General features: G+C 71.5%; 17 protein-coding genes. 9 read left to right on the forward strand and 8 right to left on the reverse strand.

The window, feature by feature from the left end:
* Nucleotides 1-55 precede the first annotated feature (55 nt).
* The 3 genes from IG99_RS23570 to IG99_RS23580 form a co-directional block, all read right to left on the reverse strand.
* On the reverse strand, nt 56-2,512 hold the full coding sequence (locus IG99_RS23570) for a dolichyl-phosphate beta-glucosyltransferase (protein WP_037676957.1): 2,457 nt from the start codon (nt 2,510-2,512) through the stop codon (nt 56-58).
* Between the two features lie 485 nt (nt 2,513-2,997).
* Complete coding sequence (locus tag IG99_RS23575) at nt 2,998-3,699, reverse strand: GntR family transcriptional regulator (protein WP_037676879.1); 702 nt, start codon at nt 3,697-3,699, stop codon at nt 2,998-3,000.
* Between the two features lie 95 nt (nt 3,700-3,794).
* Entirely contained in the window at nt 3,795-5,150 is a 1,356-nt protein-coding gene (locus tag IG99_RS23580; RefSeq protein ID WP_037676880.1) for an aspartate aminotransferase family protein, read from the reverse strand.
* Nucleotides 5,151-5,339: 189 nt separating this feature from the next.
* On the opposite strand from IG99_RS23580, the gene IG99_RS23585 reads away from it, so the two are divergent.
* The 3 genes from IG99_RS23585 to IG99_RS23595 all read left to right on the forward strand — a co-directional run bounded on the left by IG99_RS23585 (nt 5,340) and on the right by IG99_RS23595 (nt 8,307).
* Nucleotides 5,340-5,945: a type 1 glutamine amidotransferase family protein gene (locus IG99_RS23585; RefSeq protein ID WP_037676881.1), complete on the forward strand. Its 606-nt coding sequence runs from the start codon at nt 5,340-5,342 to the stop codon at nt 5,943-5,945.
* Nucleotides 5,942-6,400: a MarR family winged helix-turn-helix transcriptional regulator gene (locus tag IG99_RS23590; RefSeq protein ID WP_037676882.1), complete on the forward strand. Its 459-nt coding sequence runs from the start codon at nt 5,942-5,944 to the stop codon at nt 6,398-6,400. Before IG99_RS23585 ends, IG99_RS23590 begins: the two co-directional genes overlap by 4 nt.
* Nucleotides 6,401-6,495: 95 nt before the next feature.
* The gene (locus IG99_RS23595) at nt 6,496-8,307 is read left to right on the forward strand and encodes a serine/threonine-protein kinase (RefSeq protein WP_037676960.1); all 1,812 of its coding nucleotides are present in this window, start codon (nt 6,496-6,498) and stop codon (nt 8,305-8,307) included.
* A gap of 15 nt (nt 8,308-8,322) precedes the next feature.
* On the opposite strand, the gene IG99_RS23600 is transcribed toward IG99_RS23595, so the two are convergent.
* The gene (locus IG99_RS23600; RefSeq protein ID WP_037676883.1) at nt 8,323-9,072 is read right to left on the reverse strand and encodes an SLATT domain-containing protein; all 750 of its coding nucleotides are present in this window, start codon (nt 9,070-9,072) and stop codon (nt 8,323-8,325) included.
* A gap of 316 nt (nt 9,073-9,388) precedes the next feature.
* Here IG99_RS23600 and IG99_RS23605 point away from each other — a divergent pair, with 316 nt between their 5' ends.
* From IG99_RS23605 to IG99_RS23615, 3 genes are read left to right on the forward strand one after another with little or no spacing between them, the layout of a single operon-like run.
* Nucleotides 9,389-9,727: a YbaB/EbfC family nucleoid-associated protein gene (locus IG99_RS23605; protein ID WP_037676884.1), complete on the forward strand. Its 339-nt coding sequence runs from the start codon at nt 9,389-9,391 to the stop codon at nt 9,725-9,727.
* A gap of 59 nt (nt 9,728-9,786) precedes the next feature.
* Nucleotides 9,787-10,386, forward strand: a complete 600-nt coding sequence (gene recR, locus IG99_RS23610; RefSeq protein WP_030942251.1) for a recombination mediator RecR — start codon at nt 9,787-9,789, stop codon at nt 10,384-10,386.
* Complete coding sequence (locus tag IG99_RS23615) at nt 10,379-11,035, forward strand: DUF5063 domain-containing protein (protein WP_037676885.1); 657 nt, start codon at nt 10,379-10,381, stop codon at nt 11,033-11,035. Before recR ends, IG99_RS23615 begins: the two co-directional genes overlap by 8 nt.
* A gap of 46 nt (nt 11,036-11,081) precedes the next feature.
* Here IG99_RS23615 and IG99_RS23620 read toward each other — a convergent pair whose 3' ends face one another.
* Nucleotides 11,082-11,918, reverse strand: coding sequence for a PhzF family phenazine biosynthesis protein (locus tag IG99_RS23620; protein WP_037676886.1), 837 nt, complete (start codon nt 11,916-11,918; stop codon nt 11,082-11,084).
* A gap of 274 nt (nt 11,919-12,192) precedes the next feature.
* Nucleotides 12,193-12,924, reverse strand: a complete 732-nt coding sequence (locus IG99_RS23625; protein WP_037676887.1) for a sulfite exporter TauE/SafE family protein — start codon at nt 12,922-12,924, stop codon at nt 12,193-12,195.
* 172 nt (nt 12,925-13,096) lie between these two features.
* Here IG99_RS23625 and IG99_RS23630 point away from each other — a divergent pair, with 172 nt between their 5' ends.
* A complete protein-coding gene (locus IG99_RS23630) occupies nt 13,097-13,621 on the forward strand; it encodes an SgcJ/EcaC family oxidoreductase (RefSeq protein ID WP_037676888.1) in 525 nt (174 codons plus the stop codon).
* A gap of 10 nt (nt 13,622-13,631) precedes the next feature.
* Here the strand turns inward: IG99_RS23630 and IG99_RS23635 are convergent, their stop codons facing one another.
* On the reverse strand, nt 13,632-14,996 hold the full coding sequence (locus IG99_RS23635; RefSeq protein ID WP_037676889.1) for a HAMP domain-containing sensor histidine kinase: 1,365 nt from the start codon (nt 14,994-14,996) through the stop codon (nt 13,632-13,634).
* Entirely contained in the window at nt 14,993-15,718 is a 726-nt protein-coding gene (locus IG99_RS23640; RefSeq protein ID WP_037676890.1) for a response regulator transcription factor, read from the reverse strand. The genes IG99_RS23635 and IG99_RS23640 overlap by 4 nt, the downstream gene beginning before the upstream one ends.
* Before the next feature lie 261 nt (nt 15,719-15,979).
* On the opposite strand from IG99_RS23640, the gene IG99_RS23645 reads away from it, so the two are divergent.
* Together IG99_RS23645 and IG99_RS23650 are read left to right on the forward strand one after the other, a co-directional pair.
* Nucleotides 15,980-17,257, forward strand: coding sequence for an aspartate kinase (locus tag IG99_RS23645; protein WP_037676891.1), 1,278 nt, complete (start codon nt 15,980-15,982; stop codon nt 17,255-17,257).
* Nucleotides 17,257-18,315, forward strand: a complete 1,059-nt coding sequence (locus IG99_RS23650; RefSeq protein ID WP_037676892.1) for an aspartate-semialdehyde dehydrogenase — start codon at nt 17,257-17,259, stop codon at nt 18,313-18,315. Before IG99_RS23645 ends, IG99_RS23650 begins: the two co-directional genes overlap by 1 nt.
* Nucleotides 18,316-18,350 lie beyond the last annotated feature (35 nt).

Raw genomic sequence — 18,350 nt, forward strand, 5'->3', positions numbered from 1 at the left:
GCGCGCGGTACGGTCCTGGAAAGGGTGTAAAGAGCCTAGTCGGTGCGGCCCTGGATCAGCTCCCCTCGTGCAGATCCCATACCCACACACCGTCCACCCATTTACCCGGGCGGCCCACCAGCTTTCGTACGACTTCCCGCAGGGGACCGTCGTTGGGCTGCGGAGCCAGCACCAGGACGCCCGCCTTCCAGTGCGCGAAGTCACGCGCGGCCTCCGCCCGCGCGCTCGCGGTGACCACCGGGACGTCACCCGTGTAGCGCACGGTCCGCAGCAGGTCGGCGGTGTAGCGCAGAGGCGCGCCGTACACGCCGGTGCGGTCGTCGCCGAAGGGGCCGTTGAAGTAGCCGCCGGGCATACGGAAGCCCAGGCCGGCGGCGGTCTGCCAGTGCAGGGCCTCCGCCGCGCCCGGGTCGGGCAGCGGCACCGGCACGAGCGCCTCGCCCTCCCCGACGTACCTCTGCCAGGTGCCGTCCGTGAAGAAGGCGGGCACCTCCGCGCGGTCCACCGCCTTCAGTGGGGCGGGGACGAGCGGGAGCAGCGCGACACAGACGGCCAGCAGGCCGGTGTACTGGACGCTCAGTTTCCGGGTGGCCGCCAGCCGCCCGACCGCCACGGCGAGCAGCATGCCGAGGACGGGCGCGCAGATCATGGCGACCCGGCTCTCGATGACCGACTCGAACAGGGGGCGATCGGCGAGCAGGGCCCAGGGGCCGGGCAGGACGGTGTCGGTGAGGGGGATCCGGACGCGGGGGCCGAGCGACAACACCGCCGCGCCGACCGCCGTGAACGCCAGCGCCCTCACCAGGGTCCGTTCCCACAGCCGTACGGTGATCGCGAAGGCGAGAAGGGCGAGCGGCCAGCCGTAGAAGGCGTTCTGCTCGGTGGGGTTGAGGGAGAGGGTGTCGGCGCGGTGCGCGTCGCCGGCGAGCAGGGAGCGCTCGGCGAAGGAGAGCAGGGCCAGCGGGCTGTTGGCCGCGTTGTCGCCGTGCAGGATGGAGTCGTAGCTCTGCGGGCCGCGGAACTGCCAGAGCAGGGGGTAGCAGATCAGGGGGAGACAGACCGCCGCCGCGATGGTCAGGCCGCGCAGCAGGGGACGCCACGACTGCCGCACCACCTCCCACCGGACGGTCCCGTAGGACACGGCGAACAGCAGCATCCCCAGCGCCGCCAGCAGCAGGGTCTCCTCGCCCAGGAACACCTGGTACGTCGCCATCAGGCCGAGGACCACCGCGTCCCGGGTCACCCGGGTGCCCTCGCACAGGCGCAGGGCGCGGTCGATGATCAGCGGGATCATGAAGAGGATCACGAAGTTGGGGTGCGCGTTGGCGTGGCTGACCATCGGCGGGGCGAAGGCGGCCAGCGCGGCGCCGAGGAAGGCGGCCGCGCGCTGCCGTACGACCCGTTTCACGATCAGCCAGTACCAGGCGGCCGCGGTGGCGGCGAGGCCCAGCGTCATGCAGAGGCTCAGTGACACGGCCGGGCCGAAGAACAGCGTGATCGGGGTGAACGGCACCGACAGGCCCAGCATGACCGTGTTGGCCATGAGGTTGACGCCCTCGGGGAAGCCCTGGAGGTCGCTGAAGAGGGGATTGCGTAAATGGGCGACGCTGTCGGCGGTCACCGCGAAGAACCACTCCCACTGGTTCTGGTCCTGGAGGGAGTCGGGGAGGTAGCGGTGGCCGGGGTCGAGGACGCGGCCCGAGTACAGGGCCGCCGACATCATCAGGAAGAGAACGGCGGCGACCAGGTCGGCCGGGCCGAGGGGGCGGATGCGGATGCGGGCGAGCTCGGCGAGGACGCGGGGGTAGTCCCAGGGGCGCACCTTGGAGCCCGGCTGGTGCGACCAGTGCACCGGGACCTCGGCGACCGGCCAGTCGGCGCGGTGGAAGTGGTGCAGCACCTCGATGTCGATGCCCCAGCCGTTGAGGCGGGAGGCGGCGAACGCCTCGCGGGCACGATCGCCGACGAACAGCTTGAAGCCGCACTGGGTGTCACGTAACCCCGGGACCATCGTCCGGCGTATGAGGGCGTTGCCGGCCCGGCCGAGCAGCTCGCGCAGCCGGTGCTGGCGGGTGGTCTGTGTCGCGCCCGGCATCGCGCGGGAGCCGATGGCCGCCGCGTGCCCGTCGGTGAGGGCCCGGTCGAGGTGCTCCAACTCCTCTATGGGGGCGGCCAGATCGGCGTCCGTGACGAGCAGGAGACGGCCACGGGTCACGGCGGCGCCCCGGCGCAGGGCGTGGCCCTTGCCGCGGTTGCGGGGGCCGACGACCAGCTGGACGCGGGGGTCGCGGCGGGACACGACGACCTCGCGGGTGGCGTCGGTGGAGCCGTCGTCGGCGACGACGATCTCCCAGGTGGGCCAGCGGTCCTCGTGGGCCCTCAGGTACGCCGTGATGGCGTCGAGGGTACGGACGAGCCGCTGCTCCTCGTTGTAGGCGGGGATGAGGACGGAGAGGTCGACGCCGCGCGGTCGCCCGGAGACCGCGGGCCACGGCTCACGGGTCGAGCGCAGCGGCGGTGCGCCGGGAGCGGGTGTGCGGGGAGCGGGTGTGCGGGAAGCGGGTGCGCCGGGAGCGGGTGTGCCGGAGACGCGCTGGCCTGGAAGGTTCGTGCCGGTAGCGCTCGTGCCGGGCGTGAGCGCGCCGGATGCGGGTGTGCCGGACGCGGGTGTGCCGGACGCGTGCGCGCCGGATGCGGGTGTGCCGGATGCGGGTGTGCCGGATGCGGGTGTGCCGGATGCGCCCGCGCCGGATGCGGGTGTGCCGGAGACACGCGTGCGTGAAAGGCCCGTGCCGGAAGCGCTCCTGCCGGAAGCGGTCCTGCCCGTAGCGCTCCTGCCGGAAGCGGTCGTGCCGGTAGCGCTCCTGCCTGCTGCGGTCGTGCCGGTGGGGCTCGCGCCGGCAGCGGTCGTGCCGTCGGCGTCCGGGTCGGAGACGCTCCAGCTGGGCACACCCCTCCGGCCCCCGGCCGCCTTCTCGGCCGGTGAGTGCCTCGCGCTCACTCGGCGGCCAGCCGCTCGATCAGGGCCAGGGAGTCCGCGCTGTACGTCGTGAGGATCGCGCGGGCGGCGGTGATATCGCGGCGCGACAGGGCGTCGACCAGTTCGGTGTGGCCGGACCACAGGTGGCCGCGCAGGTCGGTCAGGCGGCGCAGGTGTTGTACCGCGCACGCCCAGGACTGCAGGCGCAGCCGGTGCAGGAAGTCGGCGAGGTAGGGGTTGCCGAAGAAGGCGGCGAGCTCGCGCCAGAACCGCAGGTCGTAGCCGATGAGGACGGTCAGGTCACCGGCCGAGGCGGCGCGCTGGGCCTCCTCGCCGCGGCGGCGTACGCCCGCGACGGAGGCGGCGAGCCGGGGGTCGTCCGGGTCCTGGAACCGCTCGGGCCCGGCCTCCAGGGCGTGGAACATGCCCTCGATGATCAGGTTGCGGGCCTCCAGCATGCCCCGGTAGTCCTCGACGGAGTACTCGTGGACGTGGAAGCCGCGGTGCTGGTCGGCGTCCAGGAGGCCCTGGGCGGAGAGATCCACCAGGGCCTCGCGGACGGGGGTCGCGGAGACGCCGTACTGTTCGGCGATCTCCTTCACCGTGAACTCCTGACCCGGCTTCAGTCGCCCCGCCAGCACCTCGTCACGAAGCGCGGCGGCGATCTGCTGCCGCAGGGTGCTGCGGGTCACGGCGCCGTTGCCGCTGGAGCCGGGCATGGTCGGGGCGTCTCCCGTCGCGTAGGGGGTGGCGTACGGCTATATGTACGGGCACGCCACCTTACGCGTTCGACTCCGCCCCGAAACCGCCGCAACTACTCCGTGTACTCGTCGGCCACCGACAGGGCCGCGTCGAGCGCCGAGAGGCCCTCCGTCAGCTCCGCCTCGCTCACGTTGCACGGCGGCACCACGTGGGTGCGGTTCATGTTCAGGAAGGGCCAGATGCCGTGCTTCTTCGCGGCCGCGCCGAAGGCGGCCATCGGGGCGTTCGCCTCGCCCGCCGCGTTGTACGGCACCAGCGGCTCGCGCGTCTCCCGGTTCTTCACCAGCTCGATCGCCCAGAACATGCCGACCCCGCGCACCTCGCCGACGCTCGGGTGCCGCTCGGCCAGCTGCCGCAGCGCGGGCTCGACGACGGAGGCGCCGAGCTTCGCCGCGTTCTCGACGATGCCCTCCTCCGCCATCACGTTGATGGTCGCGACGGCCGCCGCGCAGGCCAGCGGATGCCCGGAGTACGTCAGCCCGCCCGGGTACGGCCGCTTGGCGAAGGTCTGCGCGATCTCCCCGGAGATGGCGACGCCGCCGAGCGGCACATAGCCGGAGTTCACGCCCTTGGCGAAGGTCATCAGGTCCGGTACGACGTCGAACAGGTCGGCGGCGAACCACTCACCGGTCCGCCCGAACCCGGCCATGACCTCGTCCAGGACGAAGACGATGCCGTACTTGTCGCAGATCTCGCGGACACCGGCGAGGTAGCCGGGCGGCGGGACCATGATCCCGGCCGTGCCCGGGATGGTCTCCAGGATGATCGCGGCGATCGTGCCCGGCCCCTCGAAGGCGATCGTCGTCTCCAGGTGCTCCAGCGCCCGCGCGCACTCCTGCTCCTCGGTCTCCGCGTAGAAGCGGGAGCGGTAGAGGAAGGGCGCCCAGAAGTGCACGACACCGGCGGAGGCGCTGTCGGAGGCCCAGCGACGCGGGTCACCGGTGAGGTTCACGGCCTGCTGGGTGCCGCCGTGGTAGGAGCGGTACGCCGACAGCACCTTCGCGCGGCCGGTGTGCAGCCGCGCCATGCGCACGGCGTGCTCCACGGCGTCGGCGCCGGCGTTGGTGAAGAAGATCTTGTCCAGGTCGCCGGGGGTCCGCTCGGCGATCAGCCGGGCCGCCTCGGAGCGCGCCTCGATGGCGAAGGCGGGCGCGAACGTGGTCATCGTCGCGGCCTGCTCCTGGATCGCGGCGACGACCTTGGGGTGCTGGTAGCCGATGTTCGTGTAGACGAGCCCGCTCGTGAAGTCGAGGTAGCGCTTGCCGTCGTAGTCCCAGAAGTACGACCCCTCGGCGCCGGCGACGGCGAGCGGGTCGATGAGCTCCTGGGCGGACCAGGAGTGGAAGACGTGCGCACGGTCCGCGGCCTTCACGGCGGCGCCGGCCTGAGGATTGGGCTGTGGGGTCATGCGAGTGAGCGTAAATGTCCGCGATGCGGAAACGGAATCGGCGTCCTGTCTGTGGACGGGGGGTTTCCGCGACAGGTTGTCGAAGGAACTGTGAGGGACCGCACGGATTGACAGCACACTGTCTAAATGACAGGCTGCTGTCATGAGTGATGGAGTGCACGGCACAAGGAACGGCACGAGGAGACAGCCATGACCCGCAAGCCCGTCCATCTCGCCGTCTACGACACCTACGCCGACTGGGAGACCGGCCACGCCACGGCCTACCTCGCCCGCGCCGGGTACGAGGTGCGTACCGTCGGCCCGACCGTGTCACCGGTCCGCAGCATCGGCGGCCTGCGCGTCCAGCCGGACCTCGCGCTGGACGCCGTACGACCGCAGGACAGCTCCCTGCTGATCCTCCCGGGCGCCGACGCCTGGGAGACCGGCGACGACCTCGCCCCCTTCGCCCGCACGGCCCGCGCCTTCCTGGACGCCGGGGTCCCCGTCGCCGCGATCTGCGGGGCCACCGCCGGACTCGCCCGCGAGGGCCTGCTCGACGACCGCGACCACACCAGCGCGGTCTCCTTCTACCTGGCGGCGACCGGCTACGGCGGCGGCGCGCGGTACGTGGACGCGGACGCCGTGACCGACCGGGGCCTGATCACCGCCGGACCCACCGAGCCCGTCGCCTTCGCCCGGGAGATCTTCCGGCTCCTCGGGGTGTACGAGGGTGAGGTGCTGGACGCCTGGTACCGGCTGTTCCACGACTCCGACGCGCAGGCGTACGCCGTATTGGAGGAGGCGGCAGCCCGGTGAGCCATGAACGTCAGGACCTGCTCAGCCGCGGCGCGCTCGGGGTCTTCCGGCTGAACGGGCAGTTCCTCGCCCTCGCCGAGGAACTGGCCCGGCCCGCCGGGCTCACCGCCGCGTGGTGGCAGGTGCTCGGCGCGGTGCTGCGCGAGCCGCTGTCCGTGGCCGGGATCGCCCGGGCCATGGGCATCACCCGGCAGAGCGTGCAGCGCATCGCCGACCTGCTGGTGGAACGCGGACTCGCCGAGTACCGACCCAACCCGGCCCACCGCCGCGCCAAGCTGCTCGCGCCGACCGAGGAGGGCCGGGCCGCGATCGCCCGGATCGACCCCGGGCACGCGGCGTTCGCCGACCGGCTGGCGGAGGCGTTCGGGGAGGCGGAACTCGCCGAGGCGGTGCGGGTGCTGGAGCGGTTGTCGCAGGTCCTGGGGAAGACCGGGCCCCTCGTTACCGAACCGTAGAAAAACCGCCGCCCACCTGCGGGGATCGCCGCATTATCCTCGGTCCGTCCGTGCAGGGGCGGGCGGCGGAGAGGGCGGGGCGGATGGCGATGGCCATGGGGGCACTGGGACCGGGGGACCCGCGGCACATCGGGACCTACCGGTTGCTCGCCCGGCTCGGGGCCGGCGGGATGGGGCACGTGTTCCTCGCCCGGTCGGAGCGGGGGCGGACCGTCGCCGTGAAGCTGGTGCGCGCGGAACTGGCCGCCGAGGAGGAGTTCCGGGCCAGGTTCCGCCGTGAGGTGCGGGCCGCTCGGCGGGTCGGCGGATCCTGGACCGCGCCGGTACTGGACGCCGACACCGAGGCCGCCGTGCCCTGGGTCGCCACCGGGTACATCGCCGGGCCCAGCCTCCAGCAGGTCGTCGGCCATGACCACGGCCCGCTGCCCGAGCGGACGGTACGGATCCTCGCCACCGGCCTCGCCCACGCGCTCACGGACATCCACGCCGCGGGGATCGTCCACCGCGACCTCAAGCCGTCCAACGTGCTGGTGACCATCGACGGTCCGCGCGTCATCGACTTCGGCATCGCGCGGGCCCTGGAGACGGTGACGGACGGGGCGGTCGAGACCGTGATGGACGGCGGCCTCACCCACACCGGGGCCATGATCGGCTCGCCCGGTTTCATGGCGCCCGAGCAGGTGCTCGGGGAGCCCATCACGCCCGCGTGCGACGTCTTCTGCCTCGGCTCCCTGCTGGCGTACGCCGCCACCGGCAGGCTCCCCTTCGGCTCCGCCGACTCCGGTGCCCACGCCCTGATGTTCCGCATCGCCGAGAAGGAACCCGACCTGACCGGCGTCCCCGAGGGCATCGCCGACCTCGTCCGCGCCTGCCTGCGCAAGGATCCCGCCGCCCGGCCCTCACTCACCCGCGTCCTGGAACGCACCGGCGCCCAGGACACGGCCGCCGACGGCCGGTTCCGCGAGCCGTGGCTGCCGAGTGCCCTGGTCGCCCAACTGGGGCGGCACGCGGTGCGGTTGCTGGAGGTGGAGGGGCCGGAGAGGGGGAGTGCGGAGGGGCGCCGTCCGGAAGGGGGCGGTGCTTCGGAAGCGGCCGGTGGGGTGAGGCACGCTCCCGAGGCGACCCCGGAGCACGCACCCGCGTCCGACGACATCACCATCCCCGGCCGGGAGGCCGCACCGGGTGAGCCCGGCGGCAACGGTCATCCTCAGCAGCCCGCCATCGGGGCCTGGAACGACCCACCCGCTCCGGCCGACGCCTGGAACCCGCCGCCGTACCCCCCGTACGTCCTGACCACCCCCTACCCCGCCATCGACCACGGCCCCGCGGAAACCCTCGAACCCCCGCGCCGCAACGGCCGTTCCACCGCGCTGCTCGTGGTGGTCGCCCTGGTCGTCGCGCTCGCCGCGGGCGGCTCGGTGTACGCCCTGATGAACGGCGACACCACCCGCGTCCCGGACCCCGGCACGTCATCACGGACCGCCACCGCCCCCACATCACCCGAGCCCACGACGCCCACCCCCAGCAGCACCCCCAGCTCCACTCCCACCGACGCCGCCGTCCCCACCGCCTACCTCGGTACCTGGACCGCGACGATCGACAGCGCCGGTGGCAGCAACACCCGCCAACTGACCATCGAGCAGGGCGGGGTGGGTGACACCGTCCTCACCCTCGTCGCCGACGGCACCACCGAAGGCGGCGGCTACCACTGCGAGTTCGAGGCCACCTTGGCCGAGAAGCCTTCGCCAGGAGGCCCGTTGTCCATCGGCCCCTCCACCGTCACCTCGGGCGAACCCCGCTCCTCCTGCAACCCCGGCGCCCCCACCGAGATCACGCTGCTGCCCGACGGCAGACTCCAGCGGACCAGCCCCGGCACGGGGGAGAAGCTGACGTACACGAGGCGGTGAACGTAGGGGGAACGCTCACCTGGGCTCCGGTGGCCGCTGGCGGGGCATGTTCGGCCGGGTGGACGCCCCCGGCGGCATGGGGAACCGCCCCTGTCCCGCCCCGGCGTCCTGCCGTACGCCGGACGACAACGCCCCCTGGATCCCCGTGGGCGCGCAGCCCGTACGGAACTCCACCATCCAGTCCGTGGTCTCCACCCGCACCAGTTCCGTCACGTCCTCGGAGAACCGCCGCAGCACCCCCAGGCACCGCTCCGCCGCCTCACTGGCGGTGCCCTCGGCCGGTCCGAGCACCTCCCGCACGCTCTCCGACGCCCAATCGAACTGCAACACCTGAAGTCGCCGCTGCACCGCCTGCGCGGTGGCGACGTCCCTTATCCACCCCGAGGTGACCCCGAAGAACCGGTCGACGGCCATGCAGGCCACCGCGGTCATCAACGCGAGGTAACCCCACGGGGCGACCCCGCCCACCACCCCCGTCAGATCCAGCAACGGCAGGGACGCGCCCGCCACAGCCCCGCCGGCCGCACCGCCCCGCAGCACCCGGGCCCCCCGCCGCTTCCACACCCGGTCGGCGAGATACCAGGCGGCCGTCTCCAGCGCCCCCCGCTCCACCCACCGGTACAGCTCGTCCAGCCGCTCCGCGGGCTCCGCCCAGTCGCCGAGCGGAAGCGTCCGCCCGGTCAGGTCGCCCGGCCGCCGCCCGGCCGCCCCCTCACCCCGCCCGTCCTGAGGCGGACCCTCGGGCTGCATCTCCGGCTGACCCACGCGGCACTCCCTACCTCATCCGACCGATCACGCTGCGTGGCGGCGCGAACCACCGTGACACCGTGACACTGCGAAACGTGACACTGCGAAACCGTGAACCGTCACACCGTGACGCCTGGTGCTGATGCGCCGCACCCTTCCTACCGCCCAATGGGTGGCGAAGGAGTCTCTTTCATCGCTTTTCCGCCCGGAAGGGGGCCTTGGTTAGGTATACGCCCGCCGTCCCACTCACTCGAAAGAGTGCCGGGGCGACGGCTGCGCCGAACACGTAGGCTCGTGCTGAACGGGAAAACCCGTACAGACGGAGGAGCTGATCGTGATCCCCGGTGGTGGCCAGCCCAACATGCAGCAGCTGCTGCAGCAGGCCCAGAAGATGCAGCAGGACCTGGCGAACGCGCAGGAGGAACTGGCGCGGACCGAGGTCGAAGGACAGGCCGGCGGCGGCCTGGTGAAGGCGACCGTCACGGGTTCCGGAGAGCTGCGCGCGCTGCGGATCGACCCGAAGGCCGTGGACCCCGAGGACACCGAGACCCTCGCCGACCTGGTAGTGGCGGCCGTACAGGCGGCCAACGAGAACGCGCAGGCGCTCCAGCAGCAGAAGCTGGGCCCGCTCGCCCAGGGCCTGGGCGGCGGCATCCCGGGCCTGCCTTTCTAAGTCGGCCGTCGGCCAACTACGGTACGTACTGAAGGAACCTCGGGAAGGACGGCAGTCCGTTGTACGAAGGCGTGGTGCAGGACCTCATCGACGAGCTGGGGCGGTTGCCCGGCGTCGGTCCCAAGAGCGCCCAGCGGATCGCCTTCCACATCCTGCAGGCGGAACCGACGGACGTACGGCGTCTCGCGCAGGCCCTGATGGAGGTCAAGGCGAAGGTCCGCTTCTGCGCGACCTGCGGCAACGTGGCACAGGAGGAGCTGTGCAACATCTGCCGCGACAGCCGCCGCGACCTCTCGGTCATCTGTGTCGTGGAGGAGCCGAAGGACGTGGTGGCGATCGAGCGCACGCGGGAGTTCCGCGGCCGCTACCACGTCCTGGGCGGGGCCATCAGCCCGATCGAGGGTGTAGGACCAGATGATCTGCGCATAAGAGAACTGTTGGCCCGCCTGGCCGACGGCACGGTCACCGAACTGATCCTGGCCACCGACCCGAACCTGGAGGGGGAGGCGACGGCGACGTACCTCGCCCGCATGATCAAGCCCATGGGCCTCAAGGTCACCCGCCTGGCCAGCGGCCTCCCGGTGGGTGGCGACCTGGAATACGCGGACGAGGTCACCCTCGGCCGCGCCTTCGAGGGGAGACGACTCCTAGATGTCTGACGCCACGCTGCACGCGACCGAACAGAACCCGGACGATTTCGCGGTCCAGATCGCGGACCAGGTCGAGAGTTTCCTGGTCGCCGTCATGGAGGTTGCGAAGGGCGACGAGCCGGACTCGGCGGTCCCCTTCCTGCTGTTGGAGGTCTCCCAACTCCTCCTCGCCGGCGGCCGTCTGGGCGCGCACGAGGACATCGTCCCGGACGAGCGCTACGAGCCCGACCCGGGTCCGGAGGCCGACGTGGACGAACTCCGCGAGAACCTCGCCCGGCTGCTGGAGCCGATCGACGTCTACTCGGAGGTCTTCGACCCCTACGAGCCCCGCAAGGCGCCCGTACCGGCCCGTATCTCCGACGACCTCACGGACGTCATCACCGACCTCCGCCACGGCATGGTCCACTACCGCGCCGGCCGCACGTCGGAGGCGCTGTGGTGGTGGCAGTTCTCCTACTTCTCCAACTGGGGAGCCACGGCGTCGGCCACCCTCCGCGCCCTCCACTCGGTCCTGGCCCACGTCCGCCTCAACCAGCCCCTGGCGGAACTCGACGGGCTCGACACCGACCTGTCCGCCGGTGACGACACCCTGGAGTTCGAGGCGGGCAGGGTGATGGCGGAGGAGATCGGCGGTCGACTGGGCCTGCGGGCGAAGTAGGACCGGCGCGCTTGCGCCTCGGTTCTTCCGGGGCGCTGTGCGTGCCTCAGATCTTCACGGCCGTGCCGGTGACACCGATGCCGGAGTCCCGGTTCTCGGGCACGGAGACCGTGAGAGTGCTGGGGCGGCCCATGTCGTCGCCCTGATGGATCGTCAAGGTCGCCGGGGTGGTGACCAGTTCGAGTTCCCGCAGGTAGCCGCCGAAGGCCGCGGCCGCCGCGCCGGTGGCGGGGTCCTCGACGACCCCGCCGGGCGGGAACGGGTTGCGGGCGTGGAAGACGGTGGGTGATTCCCGCCAGAGCAGGTCGACGGTGGTCCAGTCCCTGCGGCGCATGAGGTCGGCGAGGGCCGGCATGTCGTAGTCGAGGTCGGCCAGACGGCTCCGGTCGGCCGCGGCCACGATCGGATGGAAGGCGCCGGCGTAGGCCACGCGGGGCGGCAGCGTCGGGTCGAGTTCGTCGGCGGACCAGCGCAGGGCGGAGAGCAGTTCGGCCAGGTCGGCCTCCGGGAGGGGCTCGGTACGCGGTGCGACGCTCACCAGGGTCGCCACGGTCGTCCCGTCGTCGGCCACCGAGGTGGTGACGGCGACCGCGCCCGCGCTGGTGCGTAGATGGAGCGGTCCGACGCCGTGCCGGTCGGCGTGGGCGACGGCCAGGGCGATGGTCGCGTGACCGCAGAACGGCACCTCGGCCAGCGGACTGAAGTACCTCACGTCCAGGCCCTCTTCGTCGGACGACACCACGAACGCCGTCTCCGAGTAGCCGACTTCGGCCGCCGCCGCCAGCATGGTCGCGTCATCGACTCCGGTGGCGTCGAGCACCACACCGGCGGGATTGCCTCCCGCGGGGTCGGTGCTGAAGGCCACGTAGCGCAAGATCTCCATCGGGCGAACCTAACCCAGACAAGTGATCGTCAGAAGCAAGTTTCCAGCCCCCACCTCACGGCCCGGCGCCCGGCCCCCGCCTCACGGCGCCCGGCCCCCACCTCACGGCCCGGCGCCCGGCCCCCACCTCACGGCGCCCGGCCCCCACCTCACGGCCCGGTGCCTGGCCCATCGCCTTACGGCGTCCGTCCCATCGCCTCGCGGCACCCGGCCTGCACCCCACAGCGTCCGGCCCGCGCCTCGCGGCACCCGGCCCGCTCACTCGGCCCGTGCCTCAGAGCCCCCACAGTCCCTTCCCCACCGCTGTCACCCCGCCCGCCAGTGCCAGTGTCAGTACTAGGAGGCGGGCCCGCCGCTCGGGCAGTCGTCCGGCGAGGCTCCGGCCGATCAGCCCGCCCAGGATCATCGCGGCGACGACCGACGCCCACTTCGGTGTGGTCAGCTGCGGCATTCCGTTCGCCGCCACCGAGAAGGCGTTGACGATCACGCCGTAGAACTGGGCGTTGGGGACGAACTCCCGTACCGTCCAGCCCGCGTTGACGGCGTAGAGGGAGACCGGAGGGCCTCCGACGCCCGCCGCGGAGTTCATGAAGCCGCCGAGCGCGCCGGCCGTGACCGCGCCGCGGGTGCCGCGCAGGGCGGGGACGCGTGCGCCGCGCATGACCAGGACGACCGCCACGGTCACCAGACCGCCCATGACCAACAGGAGTACGGGTTCGGGGAGTCGGCGGGTCATCCAGGTACCCGCCGGGACCGTGCACGCCGCCGCCGCACACAACGGCAGCATCGCGGCGGGACGTACCCGGCGGAAGCCGCCCGCGAGGCCCACGACGCTGATGGCCCCGGCGGCGCAGTTCGCGAGGGCGACGCCCTGGGTGGGCCCGAGGAGCAGGACTAGGGCCGGTACGGCGACCAGGGCGAAGCCCATGCCCGTCAGCCACTGCACGGACGAGCCGAGCAGCACGATGCCGGCCAGCAGTACGTCTCCCGACCACCCGTTCGTCATGGCTCAGCAGCATCCCACGCCGGTGGGTGCCCGCAGATTTGGACCGGCCTTGGACGTGCGTTGTACGACGCCTGCACGGGCGCTAACCGGCGGAAAGCGAGTCTGGAGTCCGCACCACCGCACCACACAGCACCACCCAGCACCACACCGCACCGCACGCACAGGAGTAGCGATGACCCGTCGTCCCGCAGGCAAGCCCGCAGGCAAGTCCATACGCAAGCGTGCAGCCGTCGTCACCGCCGCCGCGCTCGTCGCCACCGGCACCGTCGCCGCCGGGGTGAGCGCGGCCGGACCGGAGCGGTCGGCCAAGCCGTCGAAGAGACAGATCGCCTCCCTCTTCGACCAGTGGAACGCCGCCCTGCAGACGCGTGACCCGGAGAAGGTGGCCGACCTCTACGCCGACGACGCGGTCCTCCTGCCCACCCTCTCCAACAAGATCCGTACCGACCACGCCGAAATCGCCGACTACTTCGAGCACTTCCTGCAGAAGAAGCCCGTCGGCAAGAAGGTCGAGACGATCGTCAACGTCCTCGACGGCAACTCCGCCATCGACGCCGGCGTCTACCGGTTCACCTTCACCGACCCGAAGACCGGCAAGAAGAGCGTCGCCGAGGCCCGCTACACCTACGAGTACGAGAAGCGGGACGGCGAGTGGAAGATCGTCAACCACCACTCGTCGGCGATGCCCGAGGGCTGACCCGGGCTTCTCACCCGGTGCGCTGCGCCGCCCGCAGGGCGACCCGTACGCACAGGCCGCTGTCCGGGGCGTCCCGCAACGTCACGCTTCCGCCGTCGTCCGTCACCAGCTGTTTGACGACGGCGAGGCCGAGGCCGGAGCCGGAGCGGCCGGTCAGCCCCTGACCGCGCCAGAAGCGGTCGAAGGCGCGGGACTTCTCCGCGTCCGACATACCCGGACCCTCGTCGAGGACCGACAGCACCACCTCGTCGGCGCTCGACTCCACCCGGACGGTGATGGTGCCGCCGTCCGGTGACACCTCCAGGGCGTTCGAGAGCACGTTGTCCAGAACCTGGTCCAGATGACCGGGGCTGGCCAACACGAGCGGCCGGTCGTCGACACCACTCCCCCTGAGCGCGATGGTGACTCCGCGCTCGTCGGCGGCCGGCCTCCACACCGCGAGGCGTTCGGCCACGATGTCCGTCAGCGGCAGCGGTTCGGCCACGGACACCTTGGCCTCCGCCCGCGCCAGCACCAGCAGCCCGTTGACCAGGCGGCTCATCCGGACCACCTCCGCGGTCGCCTGCTCCACGTCCTCCCGTACGAACTCGTCGTCCACGCCGTCCGAGATGTTGTCCAGCGACAGCCGCAGAGCGGTCAGGGGCGTACGGAGTTGGTGGGAGGCGTCGGCGACGAAGATGCGCTGGGAGGCGACCAGGGTCTCCAGGCGTTCCGCGCCCTGGTTGAGGGTGCGCGCCAGTGTCTGCGTCTCCTGGGGGCCTGTCACGGGGGAGCGGGCGGTCAGGTCGCCGTCGCTGAACTTGCTCGCCATGTCGTTGAGTTGGCGCAGCGGACGGGTGAGGCGGCGGGCCACGACGGCGCCGATCAGCGCGGCCACGCCGAGGACCGCCACGGCGAGGCCCGCCCGGAAGCCCCAGATGGTCCACAGGCGGTGGGTCAGTTCACTCGTGGAGTAGACGATCCGGACCGCGCCTACGACCCGGCCCCCGTCGCTCGCGGGCACGGTGACCACCAGGTACCGGCCCCAGATGAAGTCCGACCCCCAGTCGACCCGGGTGCTGCCGTCGGCCATGGCCCTGGCCAGGTCGCCGTCCCTCGCCGGGCGGGGCAGGTCGGCCGCGCACTCGTCGGTGGCGGTGACCTCGACCCGGTCGTGGGTCTTGTCGGCGTACGCCTTGGCCATCTCCTCCAGCGCCTGGCAGGACGCCCGGTCGCCGTTGCCGAGGAGCAGCGCCATCGTGGTCGCCTCGCGCCTGACGGACAGCTCGGTGTCGCCGCGCAGCTGGGCGGTGAGCGTGAAGGCGACCGGCACCGTGAACAGGAAGATGGCGACGGCGACGAGCAGCACATAGCTGCGGATGAGCTGGCGGATCATGAGGCGGCGTTCCCCGTGCCGTCCCCGGTGCCGTCCCCGGTGCCGTCCTCGTTCGTGGGGTTCACGACGAGCCGGAATCCCACGCCCCGGACCGCCTCGATCATGATCGCGCCGGTCAGCTTCCGCCGCAGCGCGGCCACGTGCACGTCGAGTGTCTTGGTCGGCCCGAACCAGTTGGCGTCCCAGACGGCCTCCATGATCTGCTCGCGCGTCATCAGCGCGCCCGGCTCCTCGGTGAGGAAGGACAGCAGGTCGTACTCCTTGGGTGCCAGCGGCACCTCCTCGCCGTCCAGGTGGACGCGGGCGGCCTTGCGGTCGACCGTGAGGCGGGGGCCGTAGCGGTCGGGCCCGGCCGTCTCGGCGGTACGGGGCTGGACGCGCCGCATGACGGCCCGTATTCGCGCGATGACCTCGCGCACGCCGAACGGCTTGGAGACGTAGTCGTCGGCGCCCAGTTCGAGTCCGACCACGCGGTCCGTCTCGTCGCTGCGGGCGCTGATCACGATGATCGGCACGGCGCCGCGGTGGCGCAGCGCCTTGCAGACGTCGAGGCCGTCGGTGTCGGGCAGTCCGAGGTCGAGGAGGACGACGTCGTAGGGGCCGGGGTGGGCCAGGGCGGCCGCGCCGGTGGTGACCCACTCGACGTCGAAGCTGTAGCGCTTCAAGCCGCGCCGGAGCGATTCGGCGACCGGTTCATCGTCTTCGACCAGGAGTACGCGCACGGATCGCACCCTAATGCTTGAAACTTAATCCACAGTCTTCACAACCCTTCACTGTGGCGTCGATTTGTGACGCCGGGCACTTTCCGAGTGGTCTCTCGCGGCTGCGGGCAGGTGCAGTCCTGGAACAAGGGCGGCCGAGGTCTCACCGTGGGGTCTCACCATGCGATACCGCGGAGGCGGATTTCGGGCGCTCGTTAGACTGAGCCGACCGCAGTGCATATGCGTATCTGCGGAAAGAGACGGATTGAGCGAGGAGCGCACGTGGGCCTTGTCGTGCAGAAGTACGGAGGCTCCTCCGTAGCCGATGCCGAGGGCATCAAGCGCGTCGCCAAGCGGATCGTGGAAGCGAAGAAGAACGGCCACCAGGTGGTCGTCGTCGTTTCCGCGATGGGCGACACGACGGACGAGCTGATCGATCTCGCCGAGCAGGTATCCCCGATGCCGGCCGGGCGTGAGTTCGACATGCTGCTGACCGCCGGGGAGCGTATCTCCATGGCACTGCTGGCCATGGCGATCAAGAACCTGGGCCACGAGGCCCAGTCCTTCACCGGCAGCCAGGCAGGCGTCATCACCGACTCGGTCCACAACAAAGCCCGGATCATCGACGTCACGCCGGGCCGGATCCAGGACTCGGTGGACCAGGGCAACATCGCCATCGTCGCCGGTTTCCAGGGTGTCAGCCAGGACAAGAAGGACATCACCACGCTCGGTCGCGGTGGTTCCGACACCACCGCCGTCGCCCTCGCCGCCGCCCTCAACGCCGAGGTCTGCGAGATCTACACCGACGTGGACGGCGTGTTCACCGCCGACCCGCGTGTGGTGAAGAAGGCGAAGAAGATCGACTGGATCTCCTTCGAGGACATGCTGGAGCTGGCCTCGTCCGGGTCCAAGGTGCTGCTCCACCGCTGTGTGGAGTACGCCCGCCGCTACAACATCCCGATCCACGTCCGGTCCAGCTTCAGCGGACTTCAGGGCACGTGGGTCAGCAGTGAGCCGATCGAGCAAGGGGACAAGAAGGTGGAGCAGGCCATCATCTCCGGTGTCGCGCACGACACCTCGGAGGCCAAGGTCACGGTCGTCGGTGTCCCCGACAAGCCGGGCGAGGCCGCCGCCATCTTCCGCACCATCGCCGATGCCGAGATCAACATCGACATGGTCGTGCAGAACGTGTCCGCCGCCTCCACCGGTCTGACGGACATCTCCTTCACGCTGCCGAAGACCGAGGGCCGCAAGGCCATCGACGCCCTGGAGCGCAACAAGAGCGGCATCGGCTTCGACTCGCTGCGCTACGACGACCAGATCGGCAAGATCTCCCTGGTCGGCGCGGGTATGAAGACCAACCCGGGCGTCACCGCCGCGTTCTTCGAGGCGCTGTCCGGCGCGAGCGTGAACATCGAGCTGATCTCGACCTCCGAGATCCGTATCTCGGTCGTCACCCGCGCCGACGACGTGCCCGAGGCCGTGCGCGCCGTGCACACCGCCTTCGGACTGGACTCCGACAGCGACGAGGCCGTCGTCTACGGAGGCACTGGCCGCTGATGGAGCGGTCCGGGCGACCGACGCTCGCCGTCGTGGGGGCAACCGGTGCCGTCGGCACCGTGATGCTCAAGATCCTCTCCCAGCGCGCCGACGTCTGGGGCGAGATCAGACTGATCGCCTCGCCGCGCTCGGCCGGCCGCAAGCTGGCCGTGCGCGGGGAGGAGGTCGAGGTGCTGGCCCTGTCGGAGGACGCCTTCGACGGGGTCGACGTCGCCATGTTCGACGTACCCGACGAGGTCTCGGCGAAGTGGGCGCCCGTCGCCGCCGCCAAGGGCGCGGTGGTGGTCGACAACTCCGGCACCTTCCGGATGGACCCGGAGGTGCCGCTCGTCGTGCCCGAGGTCAATCCGCACGCGGTGCGCAACCGGCCGCGCGGGATCGTCGCCAACCCCAACTGCACGACCCTGTCGATGATCGTCGCGCTGGGCGCGCTGCACGCCGAGTTCGGGCTGCGCGAGCTGGTGGTGTCGTCGTACCAGGCGGTCAGCGGCGCGGGCCGGGCCGGGGTCGAGGCCCTGCGCCGGCAGCTGTCCCTGGTGGCCGGTACGGAGCTGGGGACGAACCCCGGCGACGTACGGCGGGCCGTCGGGGACGACACCGGGCCGTTCCCGGAGCCGCTGGCGCTGAACGTCGTACCGTGGGCCGGGTCGCTGCGCGAGGACGGCTGGTCGTCGGAGGAGATGAAGGTGCGGGACGAGTCCCGCAAGATCCTCGGACTGCCCAAGCTGCCCGTCGCCGTGACCTGTGTGCGGGTCCCTGTGATCACCACGCACTCGCTGACCGTCCACGCCCGCTTCCAGGGCGAGGTCAGTGTGGGCGGAGCCCGCGAGATCCTCGCCACGGCGCCCGGCGTGGTCCTGTGCGACGACCCGGCAGCCGGGGAGTTCCCGACCCCTGTCGACGTGGTCGGCACCGACCCGACCTGGGTCGGCCGGGTACGCCGGGCCCTCGACGACCCCACCGCCCTGGAGCTCTTCGTGTGCGGCGACAACCTCCGCAAGGGAGCCGCGCTGAACACCGCGCAGGTCGCCGAGCTGGTGGCGGCGGAGTTCGCGTGAGGCGCGTCCTCGACGCTCCGCGGCACCCATGACGG

The sequence above is a fragment of the Streptomyces griseus subsp. griseus genome (assembly GCF_000720255.1).
GTDB lineage: Bacteria > Actinomycetota > Actinomycetes > Streptomycetales > Streptomycetaceae > Streptomyces > Streptomyces griseus_I.